The organism is Shewanella sp. 125m-1, assembly GCF_052977065.1.
The window spans coordinates 15,953-42,609 of sequence record NZ_JBRILT010000022.1; the positions used below are offsets into that span (position 1 = coordinate 15,953).

Annotated in this window: 18 protein-coding genes; 5 read left to right on the plus strand and 13 right to left on the minus strand. The window is 44.2% G+C overall.

Annotated features, from left to right (window positions below):
- The first annotated feature begins 530 nt into the window (after window positions 1-530).
- The 3 genes from ACVBIK_RS11415 to ACVBIK_RS11425 all read left to right on the plus strand — a co-directional run bounded on the left by ACVBIK_RS11415 (window position 531) and on the right by ACVBIK_RS11425 (window position 4,298).
- Window positions 531-2,174 carry a glutathione synthase gene (locus ACVBIK_RS11415; protein ID WP_447169709.1) on the plus strand — a complete coding sequence of 548 codons (1,644 nt, stop codon included), beginning with the start codon at window positions 531-533 and terminating at the stop codon, window positions 2,172-2,174.
- Window positions 2,175-2,799: 625 nt separating this feature from the next.
- Complete coding sequence (locus tag ACVBIK_RS11420) at window positions 2,800-3,738, plus strand: hypothetical protein (RefSeq protein ID WP_447169710.1); 939 nt, start codon at window positions 2,800-2,802, stop codon at window positions 3,736-3,738.
- Between the two features lie 2 nt (window positions 3,739-3,740).
- Window positions 3,741-4,298: a hypothetical protein gene (locus ACVBIK_RS11425; protein ID WP_447169711.1), complete on the plus strand. Its 558-nt coding sequence runs from the start codon at window positions 3,741-3,743 to the stop codon at window positions 4,296-4,298.
- A 173-nt stretch (window positions 4,299-4,471) separates the two neighbouring features.
- Here the strand turns inward: ACVBIK_RS11425 and ACVBIK_RS11430 are convergent, their stop codons facing one another.
- The 4 genes from ACVBIK_RS11430 to ACVBIK_RS11445 all read right to left on the minus strand — a co-directional run bounded on the left by ACVBIK_RS11430 (window position 4,472) and on the right by ACVBIK_RS11445 (window position 9,270).
- Window positions 4,472-5,446: a DUF4917 family protein gene (locus ACVBIK_RS11430; RefSeq protein ID WP_447169712.1), complete on the minus strand. Its 975-nt coding sequence runs from the start codon at window positions 5,444-5,446 to the stop codon at window positions 4,472-4,474.
- Window positions 5,447-6,176: 730 nt separating this feature from the next.
- A complete protein-coding gene (locus tag ACVBIK_RS11435; RefSeq protein ID WP_447161921.1) occupies window positions 6,177-7,274 on the minus strand; it encodes an HNH endonuclease in 1,098 nt (365 codons plus the stop codon).
- Window positions 7,271-8,104: a class I SAM-dependent methyltransferase gene (locus ACVBIK_RS11440; protein ID WP_447169713.1), complete on the minus strand. Its 834-nt coding sequence runs from the start codon at window positions 8,102-8,104 to the stop codon at window positions 7,271-7,273. Before ACVBIK_RS11440 ends, ACVBIK_RS11435 begins: the two co-directional genes overlap by 4 nt.
- 863 nt (window positions 8,105-8,967) lie before the next feature.
- Window positions 8,968-9,270: a YkgJ family cysteine cluster protein gene (locus tag ACVBIK_RS11445; protein WP_447161923.1), complete on the minus strand. Its 303-nt coding sequence runs from the start codon at window positions 9,268-9,270 to the stop codon at window positions 8,968-8,970.
- 443 nt (window positions 9,271-9,713) lie between these two features.
- On the opposite strand from ACVBIK_RS11445, the gene ACVBIK_RS11450 reads away from it, so the two are divergent.
- On the plus strand, window positions 9,714-10,370 hold the full coding sequence (locus ACVBIK_RS11450; protein WP_447169714.1) for a hypothetical protein: 657 nt from the start codon (window positions 9,714-9,716) through the stop codon (window positions 10,368-10,370).
- 211 nt (window positions 10,371-10,581) lie between these two features.
- On the opposite strand, the gene prpF is transcribed toward ACVBIK_RS11450, so the two are convergent.
- The 5 genes from prpF to ACVBIK_RS11475 form a co-directional block, all read right to left on the minus strand.
- Window positions 10,582-11,829 carry a 2-methylaconitate cis-trans isomerase PrpF gene (gene prpF / locus ACVBIK_RS11455; RefSeq protein ID WP_447169715.1) on the minus strand — a complete coding sequence of 416 codons (1,248 nt, stop codon included), beginning with the start codon at window positions 11,827-11,829 and terminating at the stop codon, window positions 10,582-10,584.
- Window positions 11,830-12,452: 623 nt separating this feature from the next.
- Window positions 12,453-15,089 carry a Fe/S-dependent 2-methylisocitrate dehydratase AcnD gene (gene acnD / locus ACVBIK_RS11460; RefSeq protein ID WP_447169716.1) on the minus strand — a complete coding sequence of 879 codons (2,637 nt, stop codon included), beginning with the start codon at window positions 15,087-15,089 and terminating at the stop codon, window positions 12,453-12,455.
- 204 nt (window positions 15,090-15,293) lie between these two features.
- Window positions 15,294-16,448 carry a bifunctional 2-methylcitrate synthase/citrate synthase gene (gene prpC, locus ACVBIK_RS11465; RefSeq protein WP_447169717.1) on the minus strand — a complete coding sequence of 385 codons (1,155 nt, stop codon included), beginning with the start codon at window positions 16,446-16,448 and terminating at the stop codon, window positions 15,294-15,296.
- A 164-nt stretch (window positions 16,449-16,612) separates the two neighbouring features.
- The gene (prpB, locus tag ACVBIK_RS11470) at window positions 16,613-17,491 is read right to left on the minus strand and encodes a methylisocitrate lyase (RefSeq protein WP_447161928.1); all 879 of its coding nucleotides are present in this window, start codon (window positions 17,489-17,491) and stop codon (window positions 16,613-16,615) included.
- 112 nt (window positions 17,492-17,603) lie between these two features.
- Window positions 17,604-18,278 (minus strand): GntR family transcriptional regulator, encoded by a 675-nt coding sequence (locus tag ACVBIK_RS11475; protein ID WP_447164424.1) that lies wholly within the window; start codon window positions 18,276-18,278, stop codon window positions 17,604-17,606.
- Window positions 18,279-18,609: 331 nt separating this feature from the next.
- Between ACVBIK_RS11475 and yegS the strand changes: the two genes are divergently transcribed.
- On the plus strand, window positions 18,610-19,554 hold the full coding sequence (yegS, locus tag ACVBIK_RS11480; RefSeq protein ID WP_447164425.1) for a lipid kinase YegS: 945 nt from the start codon (window positions 18,610-18,612) through the stop codon (window positions 19,552-19,554).
- Window positions 19,555-19,642: 88 nt separating this feature from the next.
- On the opposite strand, the gene ACVBIK_RS11485 is transcribed toward yegS, so the two are convergent.
- From ACVBIK_RS11485 to ACVBIK_RS11500, 4 genes are all read right to left on the minus strand, one after another.
- Entirely contained in the window at window positions 19,643-21,133 is a 1,491-nt protein-coding gene (locus ACVBIK_RS11485; RefSeq protein ID WP_447169718.1) for an efflux transporter outer membrane subunit, read from the minus strand.
- A 1-nt stretch (window position 21,134) separates the two neighbouring features.
- On the minus strand, window positions 21,135-24,209 hold the full coding sequence (locus ACVBIK_RS11490) for an efflux RND transporter permease subunit (RefSeq protein ID WP_447169719.1): 3,075 nt from the start codon (window positions 24,207-24,209) through the stop codon (window positions 21,135-21,137).
- Between the two features lie 8 nt (window positions 24,210-24,217).
- Window positions 24,218-25,321 (minus strand): efflux RND transporter periplasmic adaptor subunit, encoded by a 1,104-nt coding sequence (locus ACVBIK_RS11495; protein ID WP_447164428.1) that lies wholly within the window; start codon window positions 25,319-25,321, stop codon window positions 24,218-24,220.
- Between the two features lie 90 nt (window positions 25,322-25,411).
- On the minus strand, window positions 25,412-26,302 hold the full coding sequence (locus tag ACVBIK_RS11500) for a LysR family transcriptional regulator (RefSeq protein ID WP_447161934.1): 891 nt from the start codon (window positions 26,300-26,302) through the stop codon (window positions 25,412-25,414).
- Window positions 26,303-26,657 lie beyond the last annotated feature (355 nt).

Sequence of the window (26,657 nt, forward strand, 5' to 3'; positions counted from 1 at the left end):
AATTCCACGTTTATCGAAATTTAGTTTGACAAGTTAACACCACAAACCTACATTTCGATATAGGTCGAAATATATATTAAAATAAAAGTCAGAGCTAAAACACCTACGAAAACACCTACAGAGTAAACTTATATCGCGGATGTACAGGTTTGAGTATTGCGCCAATGTACCACGCCAGAGTACTGTTCTAGGGTAATGCTCTAGTGTACTGCGCTAACCTATTTCACCTGTGTATGAGGTAGATAATTTATAACGGCGATATTGCACCTGTGTAGTACGCCTGCATGACGTCAGTGTATGCCTTGATGCTCTACCCTTATGTGCCCATGTTTATCTATTTGTGTATGTATTGATTTATCTATCGCTGTATGCAAATTTTAAACTGTTCTTTTAAACTGTTCTTTTAAACTGACATCACTGCAGCAATTTAAAATACACATCACAGCTTAACGTGCCAAAGTAAATGCACGCACGAATGTCTAAATTCGGCGTACTCACAGCTAAAATCAAAAACCTTACGGGTGGCAAACATGATTAACAACACGACCAAACAAGCTTCACAAGACGCTATAGAATGGGCGATAACCCATGGCATGGTAATTAAAACTACGCCTTATTCAGCGTCTCACACCGCATTTAGCTTTACGCCAACCGCCATTAGCCGTGAACGTTTTCAACACTTAGTCGCTTCGGTCAACCTGCTAGGTAAGTTAGTCCACTTCGCATCAGAAGATCATCAATTTTTAAGTCATGCTATCGCGCCAATCACCTCAGGCGAGCCTTTCTTTAAAGCCTTACTCGAGATGCATGATGCAATCCATGACCCCGATAACGCTAATAACTGTTGCCATAGCCGTTCTAAAAATCGTGATTCAAATAATGCCGACAAGCACAGCGACGCTACTAGTGGAAATAGCGCTAATGAAATAAGTACCCATGAAAGCAGCGCTAAACGATTGCCGCTATTAATTATGCGCAGCGACTTTATGGATGATGCCGCTTTAGGCCCTAAGCTCATTGAGTTCAACGGCATCGCCGCAGGTATGGGACCATTTGGTCAAAGAGTCCATGAATTACATAAATACCTACAACAGCAATGGCCAGATGAATTTAAGCAGTGGTCAAGCCATCAAGGCACTGAGCTTGTCGCAAACCAGGCCATAGAACGCTTATCTCGAGGTATTGCCAACGCGACGTTTAAGATTAAACACGAGTTTACAGATAACGTTATCGATAGCATTGAAAATACCCCGCCGGTATTTTTGATGGTGGTACAAGAAAACGAAGACAACGTGTACGACCAACATCTGCTTGAAGATGCACTACAAGCTAAAGGGATTAGAACGGTCAGACATACTTTTCGCGAATTGCACGACAAACTCTCAACCGGTAAAAATCACAGATTGTTATTAGAAGGTGTCGGCCCCATCGATACTGTATATCTGCGCGCGGGCTATCAGTATAGTGATTATCATGCTAATGACATCATCAGCCGCGTATGCTGCGAAGCATTAATGCAAACTCGAATTTTTATCGAAAAACACCGAGTAGCCGTAAACGCCACCGTAAGCCAACAGCTTGCCAGCAGCAAACGGGTACAGATGTTACTGTCTTCTATGGCGCCCGATGCCCTCACCCAATTTGGTTTAACCCTAGATGAGGCCAAAACCGTTAAAGGCTTACTTGGCGAAATGCGCCCCGTCACCAAAGACAGCACAGCCTTAATATCTCAAAGCAGCGTTGATGATTGGGTACTTAAAAACCAAGGCGAAGGTGGCGGCCACTGCATATTTAGTGATGATATACAGCCAAAGCTGATGGAACTCAGCCCCAGCGAATATCAAGCCTGGTCACTTATGCGAAGATTGCACCCAACAGCAAGACCCACAACCGCGTTAACCGTTCGCAAAGGTGAGTTACATCAAGTCGATGACTTAATCAGCGAAATAGGCATGTTCACCGTTCATATCGACGGCAAAGCAGCGATTGATGTTAAAAAATTATCTGTTGAAAAAGTAGACGTTGAAAGGTTAGCCGGTGAAAATTTAGAAGATCAAGCGACCGACAAAAAAGCCTACGCAGGTTACTTGATCAGAAGTAAATCAGCCCGCACCACAGAAGGCGGCGTGCACAGCGGCATGGGAGTATTAGATTCGCTGGTTTTTAGTGACTGAGTTTAGTGATTAGCGATTGAAAATAGAGATAGTGATAAAAGAAAATAGCCAACACAAATTGGCTATTTTCTTGAAGTAAGGAGTTCTAACTAATTAATGAACAATAGCCATTTACCACGGCGAATATGGCGAAGCCATGTGCTACTAAGCGAGAGCTAGGGATAGCGAACTGGCCGTTAAACACAGATGTTATTGGGACACAGAGGCCACAAAGAAAGGCAACAGCTCGTAGTAAGCTCACATGTCACTACTTCTGTGGGACGCTATAAAGCCGTCCTTGGCCGCTCTGCGGTTTCATCCTTGAAACCTAAGCCCACAGCCGCATCGACATCTGATTATTCATCTATCTGAATTAGCGGCCTCAGATGTTACAAACTCATTTCTGGACAGAAATGCGTTAGTGCAAAGGGTCTAAGAATGGGGAGTGGAATTAGGAAATGTATCGCTATCAATTAAAGTTTACACTGACCCCGCTTACTTCGCTGACCCCACTTATTCGCATACTTCTATGAACTATCAGAAAATCACCAGAACCTCATAACTTTCACAACAAACACATGCACTTATTGATAGTTATAATGTCGTAGTGTAAATTGATTTTAATATTAGAAATAGAGCTGATGATATGCTGCTACAGGAATACCAACGATTCGCACTGGAATGCACTTTTGCCATAGGGAAGATCCCTGATGATGCACCTAACTATAAGTTAGATATGATCTTACCTAAGCTGCAAAAGCTGGTTGAAGAAAATAAAGCCGTTCATCGAACCAAAGAAGAAAGCATCACTCTAAGACTCTACAAACTTGTACCTGAAGACGACCAGATCACTATGTTGTTTCAGTATGCAGATAAAAATGCCTCAGACCCATCTTTCACCCATACTGAAACTGGCGCAACTAGAACCGAAGAGAAGCAAGATGGAGAAGGCATTTCTGTTTCAGCTCACTTGATTATTCGTAGAAAACCCACCAGTGAACTGTTAAGTATGTTTCATGATGCTGTCTTAGAAGAGGTTCCAGGAATTAGTCGAGCTGTGATTGAAGCTGGACTAACACACATGTTAAACGAATGTGCTGGTGGACAGTTCGAAAAGCCAGATGCGAAAAAGCCATTACAGTGTCGTCCTAAAATCACATTGAAGCACAATGGTAATGAAACATTACAACAGCTATTGAAAAGTGGAACAATTAGTGGTTTTGTTGCTGTTAAAACGGGTGTACAACCTGCTCTTGATGAAGAAGGTGAACTTAAAATTGCAGATGAACGCATTGTGCTCAAAGTCAAACGAAGTCGTGGTGAGCAAGCAATGGCTTTGATCAATAAAGCAAGAGACACCATACAAGAACGTGAATACACACGTTTACAGATTCGATACAAAGCTGATAGCAAGCGCTCATCAACTTTAGATGTTGGTGCTAGAGAAGAAAATATTGGGGAGAAAATGTTTGCGAAGAGTTCGCTTGTAACATTTGATAAGCCAATAGCTCAGTGCCAAGTCAAAATACATGATAAACTTAAAGTGAAAATGATAGCTCTTCTTAAAAAAATGGAAAAGCAATAAAAATGTTAGATAAACTACTCAAGCCTATGAGTTACATAGGAATTAAACACTCTGAGAAACGATGGTTTGATATTATCATACCGTCGATTCTTGCTGTGCTTGTTAGTATTATCATTTTTAACCTCCCTAAGCCAATAGCACTGATCGGCAAAGACAGTTTGATAAGTCTAGTTAATGGCATACTACAGATATTATCTGGCTTCTATATTGCATCTATGGCCGCTGTGGCTACTTTCCAAAGAGAAGGTATGGATGAAAAAATGGAGGGACGTCCTCCTAAGCTCAAAGGCATCCCCCTTACGAGAAGAAATTTTCTAACATACTTATTTGGGTACTTAGCATTTATGAGCATAGCAATGTACTTCATTGGTGGGTTCATACAATTATCGGCTTCGAGTATTTCATATTGGACAGCTGATCTTCATGCTTTAATAAAAGTCATATGTGTTACATTCTACCTTTTCGTTGTGTGTAATATCATGACAACTACAGTACTTGGAATGCATTTCTTGATAGACAAGATACATCGAGAAAAGCCCAAATTTACTGATGAAAAATAAACCATATCAAAATTGATTTCATAAGGTTATGGTTATCTTCTTGACCTCAACAACTCTGTGGCATTTAGGATAGTATTTGGTATTGCCATTAATATTATCTCCAGCCATTACAGGACAATCATTGAACTACGGACAACAAAACGGCTCCTCAATCAAGGGACCGTAAACGTACATTAAGCCCAGATAGGTGCTGTTGATGCATCATAGAATTCAACATCAGCATGAACAAAGCGTCTAGCGTTAGCCATGGTTTCACGGTTCGCCTTTAAATTTTCATCTCCAAAGATGCTTACGAATACCTTTTCTACTTCACTTTCACTAATTTGATCAAATATGTGTTTGTCATTGTCAGCCATTGAATGGCCATGGATGAATAGCGTTCCCTTGAGTTTTGATATTTTTTTATAGCAGTCATTCAAGTATGAATTGTGCTTGATGCGTTCCAATTTCTTGGAACTAGTAGGCTCTGAAACAAACAAAGGGAATTTGCCGTCATCTAGATTCTCGCGAACCTTATCTATGATACTGACATCAAAATCGTCATTGAATGTGTGCTTCTTAACTTTGGTTCCGGTGTCGTAGAGATGAAGGCCGCCATGAACGAAAAAGACATTCTGATCTGATCGGTTTTCCCAGGTAGTAAAACTAAACCCATCACCTGTACGGTAGCCAGCTGGATCGATCTCAGTTTTATTGACTATCCAGTAAAGCAATAAGTCGTAGTTGAGAGTGAAGATGTTTTTGAATTCTAGGATGAATGGTTTAGCTTTTTCGTATTGTGCTACTGAAACATGGCTTGACCTTTCTGGATGGGTATCAGAAATTGAATCAATTAATGAATTCTTTAGTTGCTCTTGGTCTGTGCTGATTTCATCAATTTTTGCAGTATCAATACCATAAGTTTCGCAGACAGCTTCGGCAGCCTCTAGAGCACGCATTACTTGTTCGAAATCGTATGTATCGAATTTCGTAAAAATTTCCCTTATCTCTGCATCACGATCGCCAAAATCCGCTCCGTTAAGCAGGTTTTTATAGTTGAAAATTGTATGATCCCACGCTTGTGAGAAGCCGTTCGCCAGTAGGACAGATGGTTTTTTATTGTCAGGCACACGAGTATTCATCGCATCTTCAAAAGATTGTAGTGGCATAATCTCACGCTCCCTGTGTGAATTGATATGCAACTATACCCTCTTGCTTACCACTATTCTACATACCTAAGTCACAGAGCCAACCAATGGGGCGCGTCTTACTTTTTACCTTTCCATTAGCCTAAGTATCGCAAAAACAGTTACTGCGGCTTGCTCTCATATTGGCACTAACTTGGAAAGGGGCATTTCCAAGTTGTAAGCCGAACAATTAAAGCCCAAATGTAAGTACCAATTATCCGGTGTAGATGCGGTTGAGGCCGTCGAAAACAGGGACGTTTTCGTTGAGCTCACAAGGACGTGCTCGCAGCGAGCCTCAGCAGTATCTGCACATTCCCCCGCTGGAGGCGATTGATAACTACGAAGCAACAAGTTCAAAAACTCTACTTGATAACACCAACCCAAAAATAAATGTAATCAATCTTCATTTGAAGGCTAACCAACTTTGGGTTATTTCCAAGCTAGTACTCAAACCTATACGGCCCAAATGAAGGCACCAATTACCAGTGTAGATGCGGCTGAGGCCGTCGAAAACAGGGACGTTTTCGTTGAGCTCACAAGGACGTGCTCGCAGCGAGCCTCAGCAGTATCTGCACATTCCCCCGCTGGAGGCGATTAGTTCCACCTTTACGCAAAGGCAAACACGTTTTGGGGCATTAACATGCTAAAGCTAACCGCTTCACGTGAATTATCCCTATGTTCTTCGCCAACTTTCATCGACCTCTAAACCCAACTAAGTCAGCTGAACCTTGTCATCATTAATCGCAGCTTCAAATTGCTTACCCGCCAGCCACAAAGATGATTCACTTTGCAGCGCTAACTGATAAGCCCATGCGGCAATCGCCTCTGAGCGGCCACTTTCACACACAAAGTAGTTGCTGAGTTCTGTTGTGATCAGTTTTTCATTTTGAATGATGTTTTGTTCATGCCAGCGATCTTTGTGCTCTTGCGCTGCTAGGTGGTCGCGTTTGGCATTGTTGCAACTGCGATGCGCTAGTACAAAATTATGCCCTAGATCGTTGGGGTATCTCGCCCACGGGATAAAATGATCGACCTCGGCCTTGTTATGTTCGCTCTCTTTTAGCGGCTTATTACAGTAGAAGCACTTTCCTTGCTGGATCTGTTCAAATACGGGTCTTGCACTAATAATCGAGCTCCGGTCGCTACCAAATAAAAAATCTGACAAGTTGCCTTTACCACCAAGTACCGCATAGTTTGCAGGAAAGGCGCTGACCTTTTGTGTCCAGTGCGTTCTTGAAAGCGATACAACAAGGTCGTAAAAACGTCTAAAACAAAAGGCGATACCTGGTTTAAGTACAATATACTTTTGAGACTTATCGTGCCTGTAGTAAAAGCATTCCTCTTTACCCGAAAGAAGCTGTAAACGCCAAAGCGGCCCTTGTTTAAATGTATTGCGGGTTTTACTCACCAGTTTGTTCCAGCCAGCATTTTGTTTTAGCTGATTAAGCGTGCGTATGCCTTGCTGACGAAATGCCGCTAAATCTCTGACCAATGCAGATTGTTCGCCGGAATTTTGTAAAAGAATAAAGGGGTTATTATCAACGCCGTGATAAGGCAGCGAGTGTTGCCAATATAGCTCGATGAACTTCACTACTAACTCATCGATGGTAATAACGCTGTCTAATGTATCGTGCAGGTTTGCTGTCACATCACTGTGTAGTGGTCGCTCTATACAGATATCAGCAAGTGCGTGTAGCAGTGCAAATTTGTATGTAGCGACAAAATCGCCTTCCACCAATAAACGCTGTAAATAGGTAATGAAATCAACTTGCAGTTGAGCATCTACTTGAGGTGCAAAATCTAATCTCATACATTTTCACCTAATAAGGCGTTAGCGTTATCACTTAGTGAAACAACCTCGCCTGTTGGGGGCTCCTTGGTGATAGTCGATCTTTGTAAAACAACGGTTTCCCAATGCACCTCGGCTCGTCCTAACTTGTCTTGTTCTGCCGTAACACTATCGATTATTGTCAGCCCCACTTTAGCGCTCATTGTTGCAAGCTCTGCAATACTCACTTGATGCATCTCTCGCTCATCGCCACTTGGGCCATGGCGTAGTGTGATGATCAGCTTGCCTGTAGGTTCTAGTAGTTGTGTTAATCGATTCAAGGATTGTAAACGCTCTGATGCAGGGATGTGCATCCATACGGCGCTCAGTAGGATCAGCTTAAAACGCAGCCCTGTTGTAACTAGCGCATCCGTTTTAGCTAACGTATCTAATGTGGCGAGCGCGTTAAGCTCTGGTAATGAATCCTGTAACCACGTGACGTTAAGGCTTTGAGTAAGTTTTTGGCCTATTGCAGCCAGTTCATGTGCGGGCTCGACAGCATACACAGTTACGGCTTGCTGCTCGGATGCCTGCTCTGCGAAGTATTTAACATCTCGGCCTGAGCCCGCGCCAATATCTAACACATTAACTCTTACATTACCTCTCATATGAGTTAAGCAGGCTTGCTCACTTAATGAGGCTTGTAACGGCGTTTGATTGGATTTTCTGTGAGACACGAAGATATCGGCTAAGTGATGAAACCAACTAGCATGGACTTCTTTAAAGGTTTTAGAGTCATACTGCTCAGCAAGTTTAGCCGCATGCATGTTATAGAAGTTAGTTGTGTTGCGTTGTTTTTGCTCTGAGATCACTAGCACATTCCCTTGTGTTACTCGCTTAAGCTCGTTTGTTAGGTCATCACTTCTGAATCAATCTTGGTACGAATCGAGGTTAATCTAGAAAGGTTCAAGATTCATTGCACCGATAATTACTGCAATCAAATTAGCACATTACGTTAGCAAAAAGAATAATCGGTTCATGACTTTATATCTATTTAGTTTGATCAAACTCACGAAATTCTTGAGGTGTGATAACAAGCCGAGATTTATCGCTAAAGAGTCGGAATTTTTGGCGGGGAATGTATCGCTATCTATTGCTCTGCAATAGGAACATACTGGAGTAGTTACTTAAGAGTTTTACGCTATACAAAGCTATTTTGAGAAACAAAAAGCCTTTAGTTGATGAAAAAACAACTTTAGGTTCATTACTTTACATTAGGTGGTAAGTATCATGAGTAAAGGACAAGACAGTAAAAAGAACGTTAAAAAGAAACCGCTTTTAACTGCTAAAGAGAAGAAAGCCGCAAAAACGGCCAAGAAAGTGCCGTCATCGTTTATTAACTAGTCAGCAATGGCCGTCGCGTATTTTGTATTGTTGCGATGGCCACTATCATTGGCAGAACTCAAACATCTAAGCTCCAATTATCTAAGCTCAAACATCTAAGCTCAAACATCTGAACTCAAACATTTAGGCTTCACTTATCTAAGCTCAAACGCATACCCTTAAGCATCTGATTTTAAACTAGTTATCTTGGTTTGCATTAGTTATCTGGGTTTACATTAGCTGGCATAACCATTCACTCGTTCTAAATGAGTTTTATGCAAAAGAAAAATGTTATTGCTGAAGGTTACTGCTAAATGTTAATGCTTAAGCCTAGTCGCTAATATGTATTAGCTCAGACTTGGTCTTTACGTTCACTGATGCACTCGTACGATCCCATTTCAAACAGTCGGCAGATCCATGGGCGGTTTTCGTAGATAGTGCACATTAAGGTGTCTCTATCAACTGCAGAGCACCAACCGTCATCAAGGCGTAACATGGTTTCGGCGCCATATTCGTCGACACTGATATGCTCATCTGGTACGCCAGTATCGGTCACTATCATGACTTCTAAACGGCAGCAACACGCTTGGCAATTTGAGCAGGTGATCTCGGTGTTGATCACGGGATCGGATATATCTTTTACGTCAATGTTCATAAACAGCAGTATTAAATTTAATGGCTGCTAGGATACGCTAAAACTGCAGTTTTCACGACTTATTTGCTCTTTCTCGTTCTTATAACCGCTCTACTAACGGCCTTATTTAAGTTTACTTTGCTTGGTGTGAGTTGTTTTATATAGCAATCGTCTTAAACCGCAATCAAATTTTCAATAACCAGCTGTGTACAAAATACTACTGACTTTGTACCGTCAGTGGGACTTGTCTATTGTTGTTTTATCGCTATGAGCTAGCACTCATATCGAGTGTCAGCTTAGCTTTTAATATGAATTTTACAGGTTACAACATGAAATCAGGTCGCTACGCTTAAACGTAGTCATGCATCTCATTTTTAGATACCGTTAGTTAATCCGATAGACACCTGCATCACTTATGACATAATCGACTGATAATATTAACGTTATTGATTAGAACCTAATAAATGAAGGCTATTATCGCAGTCACCTCGCTGTTTATCGCGAGTATTTCTACAAGCTTTGCCAACGAGCTAACAGTCAACATTATGACCATCTCAGAAGAGGCGTATCATAATGAAATGACCAAACGTAAGCCTTACCCACAACCCACGATTGAAAAAATTACTGACCAAAAACAATTAATGGCCTCTCTTTCTGGTCGCTTAGTGCTAGACGGTTATTTAGAGATAAAAAATAGCAACGCAGAGCGTATTATTAAACTTGAGCATTTCGATGATGAATGCTTATTCAATGCGTACTACCCTCAAGAGCAGAGCCTGTATTTTACATGTGGCCATGAATCTGACACGGTAATATCTATGGTCGATGGTCGTTACATTGATGAAACACCAGAACTACGAATTTACTCTCCGGATGGTAAGTACAGACTTTCTGGCTACTACAATGGACAAGAGCCAAGTTCATTTATACAAAAAAAGGTAGATAACCAATGGGTAACAATGTCAGAGAATGCCAAGCCTGCTGACGAAAGTTCAACCGGTTACTACCTTTACTTTATTAGCGAATTTACTTGGATAACCGATAGGCATTTTGTATTTAAAAATCCTTTTAACACCACGTTCTATATGGGTGACACCAATGCTGACGTTGCGGCAAAGTGAGCTTAATATACAAAAGCCATCATTGAGAAGACTCGAATGATGGCTTTTAATCATTGCTTTAAATCATAGCCTTAAATCATGGCCTTAAATCAGAAACTTTCAATTGAGCCCGACGCCTTTGCTTGAATCTGAGATAGATATTTCAGAGCTCCACTCATGAAATCCATCCTCAACCTTAAATTCAAAATCAATCACAACCTCAATCTCAACGTTAAAAGGTATCTCCCGGCACCCTTACCCATCCTTCCATCAGTACGCGCGCGCTGCGGCTCATGACGGCTTTGTTAACTTTCCATTGACCATCAATCAGGCTCGCCTGTGCGCCCACTTTAAGTGTGCCTGAAGGATGCCCAAAGGTGACAAAGCCTTTATTGACTCTAGCAGCTACTGCAACGCGCTTACCCTCGCCTGCGGCAATACTCACTAATGTACCGGGAATCGCGGCTGCTGTGCCTATAGCGACGGCAGCAGTGCCCATCATGGCGTGATGCAGTTTGCCCATAGACAGTGCTCGTACGTTTAAATCTATCACCTCTTTTGAAATGGCTTTACCACTTGATGAGGTGTAATCGATAGGGTCAGCAACAATGGCGACCTTAGGCGTATGCTGTCGACTCGCCGCTTCATCTATGTGGTTAATCAGCCCCATCTGCACTGCGCCATGGGCACGTATGCTTTCAAACATGGCTAATACTGTGTCGTCACCGTTAATCGCATCTTGTAGCTCTGCACCTGTGTAACCCAGTTCAGCAGCATTGATAAATACCGTCGGGATCCCCGCGTTAATCATAGTGGCTTGCAAAACACCACTTGGTACCACATCAGTTGGCACCATTAAGTTGTCGATTAAGTTGCCTGTTGGGAACATTGCGCCGTCGCCATCGGCGGGGTCGATAAACTCAACTTGCACCTCAGCTGCGGGGAACGTGACACCATCAAGTTCAAAATCACCGGTCTCTTGCACTTTTCCGTGGGTGACGGGTACATGGGCTATGATGGTTTTACCGATATTTTTTTGCCAAATTCGCACAACGGCAATGCCATTTTCTGGTATTCGGCTTCTATCAACGAGCTCATTACTGATGGCAAATGACCCCACTGCAGCAGTTAAATTACCGCAGTTACCACTCCAGTCGACAAAAGGACGGTCGATAGCGACTTGACCAAATAGGTAATCGACATCGTGATCTTCGCGTTCGCTCTTGGCAAGGATAACGGTTTTGCTAGTGCTTGACGTTGCACCGCCCATGCCGTCGGTTTGTTTGCCGTAAGGATCGGGGCTGCCTATCACTCTAAGTAGCAATGCATCACGGGCAGCGCCTGCGATCTGCGCCTCTTTTGGCAAGTCTGTTAAGTTAAAAAATACCCCTTTGCTGGTACCGCCACGCATGTAGGTGGCTGCGACTTTAATTTGCGGGGCAAATGCTTTGCTTGGTTTTGATTCAGTTGATGTGGTCATGTGTTTTACCGTTTGAATGCTTGATAGCTGGTTATTTCACTAACAAACGAGTCCGAAATCAGCCATGACTCTTTTGAGACATGCTTTCATTCGGTCCCGCACTAACTAGCATGGCCAAAGTAGAAAGCGTTAAATTTAGTCGACGATATTGCTGAGTAGATGAGCTTCGGTGGCTTTTTTGGCTTCGATGCCACCCCAGAGCCTACAAGGATGTACTTGCGGCGTCTCATCTACATTGCAATATCGTTTCCTACCTCTGTAGCTAAACCATTGCTCCAACTTTTAATTAGCCGAAGACTTCTTACTCTCTCATTCGCTGAAGGCTCTGTTGAAGACTCTCTATTTATTTCGCTGAAGACTCTCTATTTATTTCGCTGAAGGCTCATGTTGAGGACTCCAAAAAGTCTTGGGCGAAGCGCTGGAGTATACCGCGCGCTTCATAGATAGAGACTTCATCTAGGCTACCGAGTCGAACCTTGTATGGTATCTTCACCATACAAGACCTCTTTTTAACAGCAAGCTTATAGAGAAAAGATTAAAGCTCTACTCTTTATCCGCTGATGGCTCTGTTGAAGGCTCTCTATTTATTTCGCTGAAGACTCTCTATTTATTTCGCTGAAGGCTCATGTTGAGGACTCCAAAAAGTCTTGGGCGAAACGCTGGAGTATGCCGCCCGCGTCATAGATTGACACCTCTTCTGCGGTATCGAGTCGACACTTAACCGGGATCTCAACCACTTCGCCATTGCTGCGCGTCATGATCACCGTTAGCAATGCGCCCGGCGTACGTTCACCCAGCACATCGTAGGTTTCTGTGCCATCAATCTGATACGTGTGACGATTAGCGCCATTGGTAAACTCAAGCGGCAATACGCCCATGCCGACTAAGTTAGTGCGGTGTATTCGCTCAAAACCTTCGGCAACAATCACTTCAACTCCTGCAAGGCGTACTCCTTTTGCGGCCCAGTCTCGACTCGAGCCTTGACCGTAATCGGCACCTGCAATAATGATAAGTGGCTGCTTGCGCGCCATGTAGGTTTCAATCGCTTCCCACATGCGTGACTCAATGCCTTCTGGCTCTATACGTGCGTAAGAGCCTTGCTTAACTTCAACTTCACCATTGCTACCAAGCTTAGTGACCATTTCATTAAACAGTTTTGGATTAGCAAAGGTAGCGCGCTGGGCGGTTAAATGGTCGCCGCGGTGAGTCGCATAGGAGTTAAAGTCGACTTCTGGTAAACCCATTTTATCTAAATACGCGCCAGCAGCACTGTCGAGCATAATTGCATTAGATGGCGACAGATGATCGGTGGTGATGTTGTCGCCCAGTACTGCAAGCGGCCGCATTCCCTTCATAGTGCGCTCGCCTGCGAGTGCGCCTTCCCAATAAGGCGGGCGGCGAATGTAAGTACTTTGTGGTCGCCACTCGTATTGAGGATTGACCTTCTGCTGGTTATCGTCGCCATAGTCGACTTTAAGGTCGAACATCGGCTCGTATACTTTACGGAATTGCTCCGGCTTTACACTTTTTGCGATCACCGCATCAATCTCTTCATCTGATGGCCAAAGATCGTTAAGTAAAATATCGTTGCCGTCATTGTCTTGGCCCAGTGCATCCTTTTCAATATCAAAACGAATTGTGCCAGCAATAGCGTAGGCAACCACCAATGGCGGTGACGCTAAGAAAGCTTGCTTGGCGTAAGGGTGAATTCGACCGTCGAAGTTACGATTACCAGAAAGTACCGCAGTTGCGTACAAATCACGGTCGATGACTTCTTGCTGAATTTTCGGATCAAGCGCGCCGCTCATGCCGTTACAAGTGGTACAGGCAAAACCGACAATGCCAAAGCCCTGTTGCTCAAGCTCTGTAAGCAAGTTGGCGTCTTCTAAATACAGTTGCACCGCTTTTGACCCCGGTGCCAATGAGGTTTTTACCCACGGCTTACGCGTCAATCCTTTTGCATTCGCGTTACGTGCAAGTAACCCTGCGGCAATCACATTGCGCGGATTAGAGGTGTTGGTACAACTGGTGATCGCGGCAATAATACAGGCGCCGTCAGGCATTAAGCCTGCTTTGTCACCCGTCATATCCTCAAGTTCACCACTTATGCCTTTAGCGGCAAGGTCTGCAGTAGCAACGCGGCGATGCGGGTTTGATGGACCAGCAATGTTACGCCCAACACTTGATATATCGAAACGCAGCACGCGTTCATATTCAACATTTTCAAGGGTATCGGCCCAAAGTCCTGCCTGTTTGGCGTAGGTTTCCACAAGTTTCACTTGTTTGTCGTCACGTCCGGTCAGCTTGAGGTAATCAATGGTTTTGTCATCGATGTAGAACATGGCAGCCGTGGCGCCAAACTCTGGTGTCATGTTTGAAATCGTTGCTCTATCGCCTAAGGTGAGGTTAGCTGCACCTTCACCAAAGAACTCAAGGTACGTCGATACCACTTTTTCATTACGCAAAAACTCGGTAATCGCCAGCACGATATCGGTTGCGGTAATGCCACTTTGGTGTTTGCCTACCAGCTCAACCCCCACGATATCTGGAAGACGCATATAAGATGGACGACCTAGCATCACGCTCTCGGCCTCTAACCCGCCCACACCAATGGCGATAACGCCTAAAGCATCGACATGTGGCGTGTGGCTGTCGGTTCCGACTAAGGTATCGGGAAAGGCTACGCCGTCACGGGACTGCACCACAGGTGACATTTTCTCTAGATTAATTTGATGCATAATGCCGTTACCCGGCTGGATCACATCAATATTTTCAAACGCCGTTTTGGTCCAGTTGATAAAGTGAAAACGATCTTCATTACGTCTATCTTCAATGGCGCGGTTTTTCTCAAACGCGTCTTTTTCAAAACCAGCGTGTTCAACGGCTAACGAGTGATCGACAATCAGCTGTGTCGGTACCACGGGGTTTACTTTTGATGGGTCGCCGCCCTTTTCAGCAATGGCATCACGTAGACCTGCCAAATCCACCAGCGCGGTTTGACCAAGAATATCGTGGCACACCACGCGTGCAGGATACCAAGGAAAATCAAGATCGCGTCTACGCTCGATGATCTGTGTTAGGCAATCGGTTAATGTGTCAGGTGAGCAGCGGCGCACTAGGTTCTCGGCATAGACACGCGAACTGTACGGTAGTTTGGCATAAGCGCCAGGGCTGATGGCATTAACGGCGGCCTCAGTATCAAAATAGTCTAATTCTATGCCTGGCAAGGGTTTTCGGTATTGGGTGTTGATATCAGTCATGATGCATTCCAATTTAATTCGTACAGGTTCGAGGGCGCTTCGCTTCTAGGTACTAGGTGCTAGGTTCTAGGTGCTAGAGCGTTCGCAGGCTCACTGCTAGGACGCTTCGCGGCTAGAGCGGGCTGCGCCCTGCTATACAGTCAAAAGCTAAGATAAGGTGCTAGGGCGCTTCGCTTTTAGGTCCTAGGTCCTGAGTTCTAGCTTCTATCTTTCACTGATAGGTGTGACCGTACGTGGCTCGCTACCGGTATAGTCTGCGCTTGGGCGGATAATACGGTTGTTAGCGCGCTGCTCCATCACGTGCGCTGCCCAGCCAGTAAGGCGTGAGCAGACAAAGATAGGCGTAAATAACTTAGTTGGAATGCCCATAAAATGGTAAGCCGATGCGTGGAAGAAATCGGCGTTACAGAACAGCTTCTTGCTGTCCCACATAAACTCTTCACAAGCGACTGAGATATCGTAAAGTGAGGTGTCGCCAAACTCGTTAGCTAGCTTTTCTGACCAGCCTTTAATGATCACGTTACGTGGATCTGAGGTGCGGTAAATCGCATGACCAAATCCCATGATTTTTTCTTTGCGCTCAAGCATGCCAGCCATTTGGATTTTTGCATCTTCTGGCGAGCTAAACTTTTGGATCATATCCATAGCCGCTTCATTAGCACCGCCATGCAGTGGGCCACGGAGCGTACCGATTGCCCCAGTAATACACGAGAACATGTCTGATAAGGTTGACGCACAAACCCGCGCCGTAAAGGTTGAAGCATTAAACTCATGCTCTGCGTACAGAATGAGTGATACATCCATTACGCGGCGATGTTGCTCAGATGGCGCTTTGCCATTAAGCAGGTGCAAAAAATGTCCACCGATTGAGTCTTCATCGGTTACGCAGTCAATTTCAACGCCTTCATGAGAGAACTTGTACCAGTAGCACATGATGGCTGGAAACGCGGCCAGCAAACGGTTTGCTGCTTTGTTTTGCTCGCTAAAGTCATTTTCAGGCTCAAGATTACCTAAGAATGAACAGCCGGTACGCATTACATCCATTGGGTGAGCATCGGCAGGAATGCGTTGTAGCACTTCTTTTAATGCCTTTGGAAGATCACGCTGAGCAAATAGCTCCGTTTTATAGTGATCAAGCTGTATTTGATTAGGAAGCTCGCCGTTAAACAACAAGTAAGCCACTTCTTCAAATGTTGCGTTATCGGCGAGATCTGATATGTCGTAACCACAATACGTTAAGCCCGAACCCGACTTGCCCACGGTACAAAGTGAGGTTTCACCTGCGCTTTGACCACGTAGGCCCGCTCCGCTTAGCTTTTTATCAACCGCTTGTTTTTCCGATTTTTTTGTATCAACCATGACTGTCTTCCTTTTCAATTTGTATTGCTGGTGGCTAAAACGTTAACGTCTTGCCCCGCATTTTTTATAATTTTTTTGCTTATGACTGTGACACTTAACTACGTGCCCAAACACAAGTTGTAAGGTATGCGCGTCGCGGCATGTTGACCGCGACTTTCTCTTGTTTACAGGTTTTTACCTTCTGCAAACAGGCTATCTAGTTTTTGCTCGTAATCGTGATAACCCAGGTAGTCATAAAGATCCATTCGAGTTTGCATTGAATCCACAACCGCCTTTTGATCGCCATTTTCTAAAATGGAGCTGTAAACCATCTCAGCCGCTTTGTTCATTGCTCTAAAGGCGCTCAGTGGATACAGCACCATAGATGCGCCCCACTCGCCCAGTTGCTCTTTGTTCCATAACTCGGTTTGGCCAAACTCGGTGATATTGGCGAGAATTGGAACATCTAGCGCATCGGCGAACGCGCGGTAGTGCTCTTCGGTTTTTACCGCTTCGGCAAAAATGCCATCAGCACCTGCCGCGACATAAGCTTTAGCACGTGCAATCGCCGACTCTAACCCTTCTTGAGCAAATGAGTCAGTGCGGGCCATGATGAAAAAATCAGGATCAGTACGGGCATCGACTGCCGCTTTTATGCGATCAACCATCTCTTGGGTCGACACAATCTCTTTATTTGGACGGTGGCCACAACGCTTTTGTGCTACTTGATCTTCCATGTGTACTGCTGCTGCGCCGGCCTTTTCCATGTCGCGAATGGTTTTAGCAATATTGAACGCGCCGCCCCAGCCGGTGTCGATATCCACCAGCAAAGGTAAGTCACAAGCAGAAGTAATACGCTGCACATCAACAATCACGTCGTTTAGTGATGTCATGCCAAGATCGGGTAAGCCGTATGATGCGTTGGCCACGCCACCGCCAGACAAGTAAATCGCCTGATGACCAATCTTTTTAGCCATCATCGCCGAATAAGCATTGATGGTACCAACGATTTGAAGGGGCTTATTTGCCGCTAGTGCTTCACGAAACTTCTTTCCTGCGCTCATGTGCTGTTCCTTTTGTTTATCGCTTGCAGTGCTGTGGTCTTTACTGGGCTTAGGGCTTAGCTCAAGCACGGCAAAATTTATAATGATATTTTAACTGTCAATTGTTGATTTTTTATGGTTTTGATAAATCATTAGCGAGTTTGTTTTCAATACTCGATTTTGAATATAAAATATGCCGACGCATCAGCATCTCGGCAAGCTCGGCGTCTCGGTTACAGATGGCTTGCACTATGTGTTTATGTTCATCAAAGGCGGTGGTAACACGTGGGCCTGTCATACCCAGTTGCACGCGATACATGCGCACTAAATGATAAATGCCATCAATAAGCATCGAGATTAAATGTTTATTCTTACTGCCTAATATGATGCGATAGTGAAAATCGACGTCGCCCGCTTCTTGGTAATAACTGCCTGCTGATTGGACTTTCTCAAAGTGGCTATTGAGCAAAGATTGCAAATCATCAATCTCTTGATCGGTCATGTTTAATGCCGCTAACCTTGCTGCCATCCCTTCAAGGGACTCTCTCACTTGATAAAGCTCAAGTAACCCCTCAGCAGTTAAACTCACGACTCTAGCGCCCACATTGGCTCTGCGCTCAACTAAATGACTCGCCTCTAGACGATTAATCGCTTCGCGGATCACTGCGCGGCTGACGCTGTATTTTGTCGACAACTCGGTTTCACTCAACTTTGAGCCCTGCACAATCTCGCCCTCTACGATGGCTTTACGTAGCTGAAAGAAAGTTTTATCTGTACTGGTAATGGGCTGTTCATTGAAAAATGTCATCGAAAATACAATATTAGTTTTTAATGGATTGTCGACAATCTAGCCAGATAACAATAAATAGTCAACAGTAAACCAACAAATTGTCGACAAAGCCAGAGTAAAGCCTAACAGCCAATTATCTATGACTGGCTAAATATATGGCGAGAAATCGTTACAGAGTCACCTTAAAAACAAGTCGATTTTACACAGGCTCTGTTGGCGTTTTATCATTAGACTTAGTAGGCAAAAAACTGACCAAACGTATAAAACTTATGCTGCACAACCTGTTAGGCATGCTGTACAGTGGTAGCAAATTAAGCACACTGCATTAGCCGCAAACAGGGAGCGAATAATGATAATGTTAATCCTTAATGGCAAAAAAGCCGGATTACCACAGATCAGAGAAACCGTTTTAGCGCTTCGCGCTCAAGGTCACAAAGTAGAAGTGCGCTGTACCTGGGAAGGCGGTGATGTTAAGCGATTTGTAAAAGAAGCCAGTAACCTAGGTATTACGCGCGTAATTGCGGGGGGCGGAGACGGAACCGTTAATGAAGTCGCTGAAGCAATTGTTCAACTTAGCCCTGCCGATCCCGCTATAGAATTAGCGATTTTACCTTTAGGCACCGCTAATGATTTTGCAAGCGCCTGTTTGATCCCCTCTGAGATAGAAAGTGCATTAGCTCTTGCCGTTAATGGCAATGCTGTTGCAATTGATATGGCGAAAGCAAATGAACGCCACTTTATCAATGTCGCATCAGCAGGTTTTGGCGCGCAAGTTACAGTTGATACGCCTGTTGAATTAAAAGACCTACTTGGTGGCCAGGCCTACTTTCTCTCTGGATTAGTGCAAGCACTTAACTTTACGCCTTATCAGGGACAAGTCTCTGCGACACTGGCAAACGGTGACAAAGTTGATCTCAATGGTGAGGGGTTACTCGGCGCCATTTGTAACGGCCGCTTAGCGGGGGGTGGACAAAATCTAGCACCTAACGCCTTACTCAATGACGGTCTGTTAGATGTGTTGTTAATTAAACATTTTCCTACATCTGCGCTTAAGCAAGTTATCGATGAACTAAAACAACCGTTAGTTAATGCCAAGGATGTTGATGGGAAGCATGTTGATGACAAATACGTTAATCGAATGCAAGTGACTGAAATAACCTTAACCTCAACACAGTCTTTGCCTGTAAACCTTGACGGCGAGCCGACTTCATATTTACTTCATCACATAAAAGTCTTACCTAAAGCGATAAAGCTCGTTTGTCCTGAAAATTGCCCCGTTTTGATTCAAGACTAACATCTGAACGCCTGAACGAATTAAAACAATAAAGCAGTGCCTAGCACTGCTTTTATTGCTTAAACCACGAGCCATTTACGGATTTTTGCTAATTAAGGCTGCCTGTCAGCAAGGTTTTATTTGTCACTTGCCAGTTACCCCCAAGCGCTTTATGCAGGCCAATGGTCATGTGCGCCGTTTGCAGTTTTGCGGCAACGACTCGATCTTTTAGCATATTTTGCTGCCGCTGAGCATCCAAAATAGACAAGTAATCACTGAGGCCGGCTTTGTACAATGACTTGGCTTTATTAACCGCATTAGTCGTTTCTTGTTCAGCCTCTATCACTAACTGCACATATTGTTGACTGTGGCCATACCCTTGCAATAGCGTTTCAACCTCACCAAATGCGGCAATTACCGCGTACTGATAACTTAATACACTGGCATCAAAACGTGCATTTTGCATGTCTACGACGGCGTCGCCGCGGCCACCATCAAATACATTCCAACTCACCCCCACAGCGCCAAGCCAGGCGACGGAGTCACTGCTAAATAAATCATCAAAATCTTTTGCCAGCACACCTGGCGAGCCCGTTAAAAACACTTTCGGGTATTGAGCTGCAATCGATGCTGCGCGCTCTTCGTTCAATGCTGCCATTTCACGCTCTGCTATCTTAATATCAGGGCGACGATTTAACAGCTTAGCAGGCAAGCCTGTTGGGATCACCCCTTTAAAGTTGGGCAACGGCATAACCTTAGCGAACCGTTGCTGTGCTTGTTTGGGCGTTTCCCCTAATAAAATGGCTAAACGCTGCTTATGCACGTTCTCAGCTATCTCGAGTTGTGGTAGCACCGATTGCGTGGCTGCTAACATCGCCTTTGCCTGCGCTTCATCAAGCTTTGAGCCGTAGCCGCTCTTAACCATCAACTTAACCAGATCCAGAGTATGTTGTTGATCTGCTATGGTCTGCAACGCTATTTGCTGTCGTTCCTGTGCGCCTCGCATTTGCAAATAATTGTGGATCACATCTGATGTTATCAATGTGGTTAAGCCCTCACGCATAATCACCACCTGATCTTTACGAATAGCGGCTGCATTGGCTTGTCTGTCGATCCGGCCAAATAGATCAACCTCCCAGGCAATGGTTGCTCCCGCAAAAAAGGCACTGTTATTGTCATCAACTAGACCTAAGGATTCTCCCGTCATGGGATGAGTCGCGGTAATGGCACTGCCTAACAATGGATCATTTTCACTGATTTGCGCATTGCCAAACCCAGCCCCTAAATTGACGGTTGGCACGTTAAAAGACTCTATCGCTTGTTGATAAGATTGCGCCATCTTGACCCGCTGCGCGGCAATTTTAATCGGTATAGCTTGGTTTTGTGCGTCGATGACCAGTTGATTCAGTATTGGATCATTAAACTGCTGCCACCACGCACTATTTTCACTGCGTTGCTGCTTACCTGTGATGGTACCTTGAACACCTTGGTTTAAATATTCACTGTCTAAATGGCTAGTTGGTGCTTGATAGTCTGGGCCAACGGCGCAGCCTGAGAGCATTAACGCAATCGCTATTGGTGCAAGAGGTAAAAGTTTCATATTATTTTTGCTCCAAAACAGCTTGAGTTAATGGCGTGGAAACGTGTTGGCAGTTAAGTTCACTGTTGCGATAAAACAAACAGTAAAACGCCGGCATAATAAACAACGACAGCACAGTTGCAGCAGCTAGGCCACCAATAATGGTTGCCGCCATTTGATCAAACAACCTGTCACTTAAGAGGGGAATCATGCCTAGCGCCGTGGTCAGTGCTCCCATTGATATCGCCATAGTACGATTTAGCGTCGCCGCTTTTACCGCCTCTTTAAGAGGTTTATGAGCAGCGCGCTCAAGTTCAATTTGATCCATCAACACAATGCCATTTTTGATGATCATGCCTGCTAAAGTAATAGCACCAATAAGCGCCATAAAACCAAAGGGTTTATCAAGTAATAGTAAAGTCCAAGTTGCACCAATTGCCGCTAAAGGAAGCGTAATTAGAATAATGGCCGGCTGCTTAAAGCCGTTGAACATCGCCACCATGATCACCACCATCATCAACAATGCTTTAGGCATTTGGTTTAACGTGTCAGAGATTGCACGATCTTCATCATAGTACTCACCACCCCATTCAAATGAATAGCCTGCAGGCAGTTCAATCGCCTCAATTTGAGCTTTGACTTGATTACGTGCCTGCGCTGGAGTGATATCAAATACATCCGCTTGGGCGGTAATGGTCGGTACCCGGTTGCGACGCCAAATCATGCTCTCTTCAAATTTAAGCTCAAACTCATCAACCACCTGCCCCAGTGGTACACTGTGAATACCTAACAGTGAACGGACTGGCAAGGTTTGTAGATGACTTAAGTCGCTGTCTGCACTTCTAAAGCTAATTGGGATCAGTTGATCGCCTTGATTGAGAATACCGATTGTCATACCGTCGGTAGCTCGTTTAATTGCCAACGATATATCCGTACGGTTTATACCTGCTCGCCTTGCTTGTTCTTGATTAATGACGGGGTCAATCACTTTACTGAGTTGGCGCCAGTCATCACGCACATATTTAATATTAGGATTGTCGGCTAAAATCAGCTGCGCTTGATCCGATAGCTGATGTAACACTTGAGGATCTGGACCGGTAAATCTTGCTTCAATACTAAACTTATCTTTAGTGGCTAATTTTAACGCCCTAAATCTTGGTTCAGAATTAGGAAACTGCTTAGCAAGCCAGAGATCGCCACGTTTAGTGAGCTCTGCAATAGCCTCATAATCTTCGACGTTAATCACAATTTGACCATAGCTTGGATCATATGGCTCAGGCTCAACCGTTACCGAGAATCGAGGTGCGCTCGCACCGACATAACTAGAGATGCTGCTAACTTCTGGTTGTTGAATTAACCAACCTTCAATTTTTTTCATATCTGATGATGTTTGTTCTATCTTGCTGCCATTAGGTAGCCAGTAATCAAGAAACACCATAGGTCTGTCAGAGCTTGGAATAAAATTGATAGCAACATACGGCACGGCCATCGCAGTGATAAGTAACAACGGCATTGCCATTGATATGGCTTTAACCGGATACTGAACAGTCCAAGCCACCGCACGCTGGTATCGGCTAGGTTTTGGCGCTGATTGAGTGTGTTTATGACTCGGGGTTATCCATAGCCAACATAGCAAGGGCGTGAGTGTTACCGCCACCAGCCATGAAAAAAGTAACGATGAACAGATAATCAAGAACACCGAACTTGCGAACTCCCCGGCGTCTGTTTGTGAGAACAACACAGGGCTTGACCCCATAATCGCAATCACAGTGGCAGCAAATAGCGGCTTTGATGTTTCTTTTACCGACTGAATCGCGGCTTTGGTGCGCTCAACGCCCTGATTAAGTTTCACCACAAATAGATCGGTAATAACAATTGCATTGTCTACCAGCATACCTAAGGCCAAAATGAAGGTGCCTAAAGACACCCGCTGCAAATCCACTCCGGCGAGATACATGTAGATAAGCGTTAATAAGATAGTAAACAGTAAACTACTGCCCACTATGGTTGCGCTTTTAAAGCCCATAAACACCAGTAGCACGGCAAATACAATCGCCACGCTTTCTAGCAAATTAATCACAAAGTCTTGTATCGATTTAGCCACTTCATCGGGTTGGAATGCGATGGTGCCAATTTCAATACCAAGTGGTAACTCTTGTTGGTAATTTTCAATCACTTGGGTCAGGCTTTCTCCCAAACTGACCACATTAATCCCTTCAACGGGGCTGACTGCTAATGTAATCGCTTCTTTACCATTAAAACGGCTTAGTGTGGTTACAGGGCTTTGGTAACCTAAACTGACATCGGCAATATCTCCTAGGCGTAACAAACCTGTGCTGTACGGCCCGATACCGCCTTTAATGATGAGGTTTTTAATATCATCGACAGATTTAAATGCACTACTTTGATCGACACGAATACGCTCGTCATTAGCGGCAAAACTACCACTGTCAAACGTTAAGTTTTGAGTTGAGAGTTGGTTAATCACTTGAATGGATGACAAACCATAATGGGCTAAGCGCTCTTCGGGTAAATCAATATACACCGCTTGATTTTGCACGCCGTGAAGTTCAATCTTTTTAATACCGTCTACGGTTTTTAAGCGTCGTTGTAGCTCTTTCGCGTACTGACGTAACGCTTCAGGTTGAGTCTTGTCGCCATAAACGCTAAATAACATGCCATACACTTCTGAAAATTCATCTTGAACAATGCTTATTTGTGCCGTTGCTGGTAGAGAGAGTTTCACATCAGCAATTTTACGTCGCAGAAGATCCCACTCTTGGGGAAGATCTTTTGAGTCCGTTGATTCCTTAAGATCAATAAAAATCATTGAACTGCCCGGACGAGATAACGAGCGCAATTTCCACATCGAGCCCATCTCTTGCAGTTTCGTTTCGATTTTATCCGTTACCTGCAGTTCAATCTCTTTGGCAGACGCGCCCGGATAGAGGGTAACCACTACAGCGCTTTTTACCGTAAATGATGGATCTTCTAGTTTGCCTAACTCAAAGTAAGACACCAAACCAACAATCACGCATAACACACTAAAGAACAGCACAAACACTCGCTGTTTTATGGCAAATTCAGCTAAATTCATCATGACTCCTAATAACTAAATGGCTTGATGATGGTGTTAGATATAAGCTGATCGGGCGCAATATAGTGCACTCCAGCAGTGATAATTTGGTCACCTCTTGTTAGCTCTCCAGTCAAACAAGCGCTGTGACTTTGTAATGACGTAATATTCACAGGCATGAGTACGGCTCGGTGCGATTTAATGACATAGAGGTTGTTGTTTTTGCCGTCAGCCACAATTGCGGCATAAGGAACACAAAAACGATTAAGCTGATGCTTAAAGGCCACATCAACTTGTACCGCTTTGCCTGGCAGTGCGGTTGTTGCGTGATTAAGCACAAATTCAACTTTGTAGGTTTGTTTTATGGGATCGGCTAATGTGTCCATTGCCCCAATTTTTGCCTTTATCACCTTATCACTACCATGCCAACGCACCTCTGCAAGCGTACTGTTATTGAGCTTTGCCATTAAATTCTCTGGAACATCAACCACCGCCTTCATTGCACCAAGCTGATGTAACGAAAATAATGGGTTACCAGGCGCTGTTTGTTCAAAAGCTTGCTGACTCTTTGAGCCTATCACTCCGTCAAAGGGGGCTCTGAGCTCGGTATAACGTAAGGCATCTTTCGCTTTTTGCAGATTCTGGTTCACCACTTCGACCATTGCTAAGCTGCGCTTATATCCACTTTGCGCTCTATCTAAGTTCACTGCAGAAATGGCGTCATCTGCTATAGCTTGCTGAACACGCTTAAGCTCTGCGCTTGCAAGTTGGTGGGCCGCTTTTGCTTCTTCTAAGCGGGCGTTGAGTTCTGCCACATTGACTTGGTAGTCATGGGGCTCAAGTGTTGCGAGTAATTGCCCTTGCAACACACTATCGCCACTGTTAACTAAAATGGCTTCAATAGTGCCAGCAACTTTAAATGCTAGATACGCGGTTTGAGTCGCTTCTAGTACGCCTGAGAATTGTTTGACTTGGCTTAATTGTGACTCGTTAAGCTGCATAATTTGAACAGGACGTTCAATTTTACTGGTGATAGTTGTGGTTTGAGCGGGTGCTTGGCTGCATCCGCTGAGCAAGCATAAGGCCAATGGTGTGATAGCAAATTTGCTAATTGTTTTAGTTGAGATCTGCATCTCTTTCTCCCAATACTGATATTGGGAGGAAGTGTAAGTGTTTAACTTATTGAGATAATCTAGCGATACCGCACCAAACTGTCATGAAAATCATGACAAAGATGCGCGTTCAGGAATTTCTTGTAATAAAAAATCAATCAATAATCGAGTCGGTAAACTAATGCCTTTTCGGTCTGGATAGATAAGCCATACGTCCTCTTTCTTTGACTCATACTCGGGCAAAATCCTAACCAAGTTTTGACTTTCTATAGCAGCAAGAGCAAACAAAGGAGGCATAAAACCAATCCCTTGACCGCCTACTATCGCCCGACGAACTAATCCCATATGATTAGCGCTTAAACGGCAATTAACCTTAATCGTCTCACTGATTAAATCCCAGTTATCATCTAATGTCCCATCTGGCCAGCGATAACAGATCGTTTGATGAGCAGACAATTGTGCTAACGTCGTCGGCGCGCCATGCTTGGCAATATATTCAGGGCTGGCATACATGCCTCGCCCTAAACTTAAGATTTTTCGGGCAATAAACCCTGAATCTTTTATTTTTCCGGCATGCAATACAAAGTCTAAACCTTGATTGTAAATATCGTTAACGTAGTTATTTGTAAAACGCAGATCCAGCTCAATATCCGGGTACAGGAGTTGAAATTTGGCCAATGCGGGCTGAAGTGCTTCATCACTCTCGGGTAAAAATCCGACTTTAACCTTGCCTACAGGTTTTTCATCGAGATCGAGCAATTTATTCTTAGCTTGTTCAAAGCCATCAAGTACACCTAACAGGTCGTGATAATACGTTTCGCCATGCTGGGTCAAGCGTAATTGACGCGTTGTGCGGAAAAAAAGCTGCGCATTAAGAGACTTTTCTAGATCACCTATGCGGCGGCTGACATTAGCACGAGGCAGATCAAGTGCGGTGGCTGCTGCGGTAAAGCTACCTAGCTTAACCACAATAGTGAACAATTTTAGATCTTCTATACGCATTGAATAACCTCATCAATTTTCAATAAAATGGCAAAATCCAGTCAAGCTATACGGCAAAACTGTAGCGGTTTTTCACTTCAGCTCATAATTTTGTGTCTACCCATGTGGCCTAGTCCACAAAATTGGTCGCGGTGATATTGGCATCAATAATATTGAGCATTGGTATGATCCACGATGTTAATACCAACCAGCAATAAAATATGATGGTTCACATAAAATCAAGCGCTAAGAGCAAGAGCGTAGTGACTTGCTAGCGTTATTAACTGGCAGGAATGACAAGGGGGAAATTAATCTTTGTAGCGAATGAATTCGACCATTCTACTATGGTAAAACCTTACGGCTCATGTACACTCAT

What these genes read in the sequence shown, in the direction of transcription:
- ACVBIK_RS11415 (WP_447169709.1), top strand. Translation starts at nt 531, where the DNA reads ATGATTAACAACACGACCAAACAAGCTTCACAAGACGCTATAGAATGG.
- ACVBIK_RS11420 (WP_447169710.1), top strand. Translation starts at nt 2,800, where the DNA reads ATGCTGCTACAGGAATACCAACGATTCGCACTGGAATGCACTTTTGCC.
- ACVBIK_RS11425 (WP_447169711.1), top strand. Translation starts at nt 3,741, where the DNA reads ATGTTAGATAAACTACTCAAGCCTATGAGTTACATAGGAATTAAACAC.
- ACVBIK_RS11430 (WP_447169712.1), bottom strand. Translation starts at nt 5,446, where the DNA reads ATGCCACTACAATCTTTTGAAGATGCGATGAATACTCGTGTGCCTGAC.
- ACVBIK_RS11435 (WP_447161921.1), bottom strand. Translation starts at nt 7,274, where the DNA reads ATGAGATTAGATTTTGCACCTCAAGTAGATGCTCAACTGCAAGTTGAT.
- ACVBIK_RS11445 (WP_447161923.1), bottom strand. Translation starts at nt 9,270, where the DNA reads ATGAACATTGACGTAAAAGATATATCCGATCCCGTGATCAACACCGAG.
- ACVBIK_RS11450 (WP_447169714.1), top strand. Translation starts at nt 9,714, where the DNA reads ATGAAGGCTATTATCGCAGTCACCTCGCTGTTTATCGCGAGTATTTCT.
- prpF (WP_447169715.1), bottom strand. Translation starts at nt 11,829, where the DNA reads ATGACCACATCAACTGAATCAAAACCAAGCAAAGCATTTGCCCCGCAA.
- acnD (WP_447169716.1), bottom strand. Translation starts at nt 15,089, where the DNA reads ATGACTGATATCAACACCCAATACCGAAAACCCTTGCCAGGCATAGAA.
- prpC (WP_447169717.1), bottom strand. Translation starts at nt 16,448, where the DNA reads ATGGTTGATACAAAAAAATCGGAAAAACAAGCGGTTGATAAAAAGCTA.
- prpB (WP_447161928.1), bottom strand. Translation starts at nt 17,491, where the DNA reads ATGAGCGCAGGAAAGAAGTTTCGTGAAGCACTAGCGGCAAATAAGCCC.
- ACVBIK_RS11475 (WP_447164424.1), bottom strand. Translation starts at nt 18,278, where the DNA reads ATGACATTTTTCAATGAACAGCCCATTACCAGTACAGATAAAACTTTC.
- yegS (WP_447164425.1), top strand. Translation starts at nt 18,610, where the DNA reads ATGATAATGTTAATCCTTAATGGCAAAAAAGCCGGATTACCACAGATC.
- ACVBIK_RS11485 (WP_447169718.1), bottom strand. Translation starts at nt 21,133, where the DNA reads ATGAAACTTTTACCTCTTGCACCAATAGCGATTGCGTTAATGCTCTCA.
- ACVBIK_RS11490 (WP_447169719.1), bottom strand. Translation starts at nt 24,209, where the DNA reads ATGAATTTAGCTGAATTTGCCATAAAACAGCGAGTGTTTGTGCTGTTC.
- ACVBIK_RS11495 (WP_447164428.1), bottom strand. Translation starts at nt 25,321, where the DNA reads ATGCAGATCTCAACTAAAACAATTAGCAAATTTGCTATCACACCATTG.
- ACVBIK_RS11500 (WP_447161934.1), bottom strand. Translation starts at nt 26,302, where the DNA reads ATGCGTATAGAAGATCTAAAATTGTTCACTATTGTGGTTAAGCTAGGT.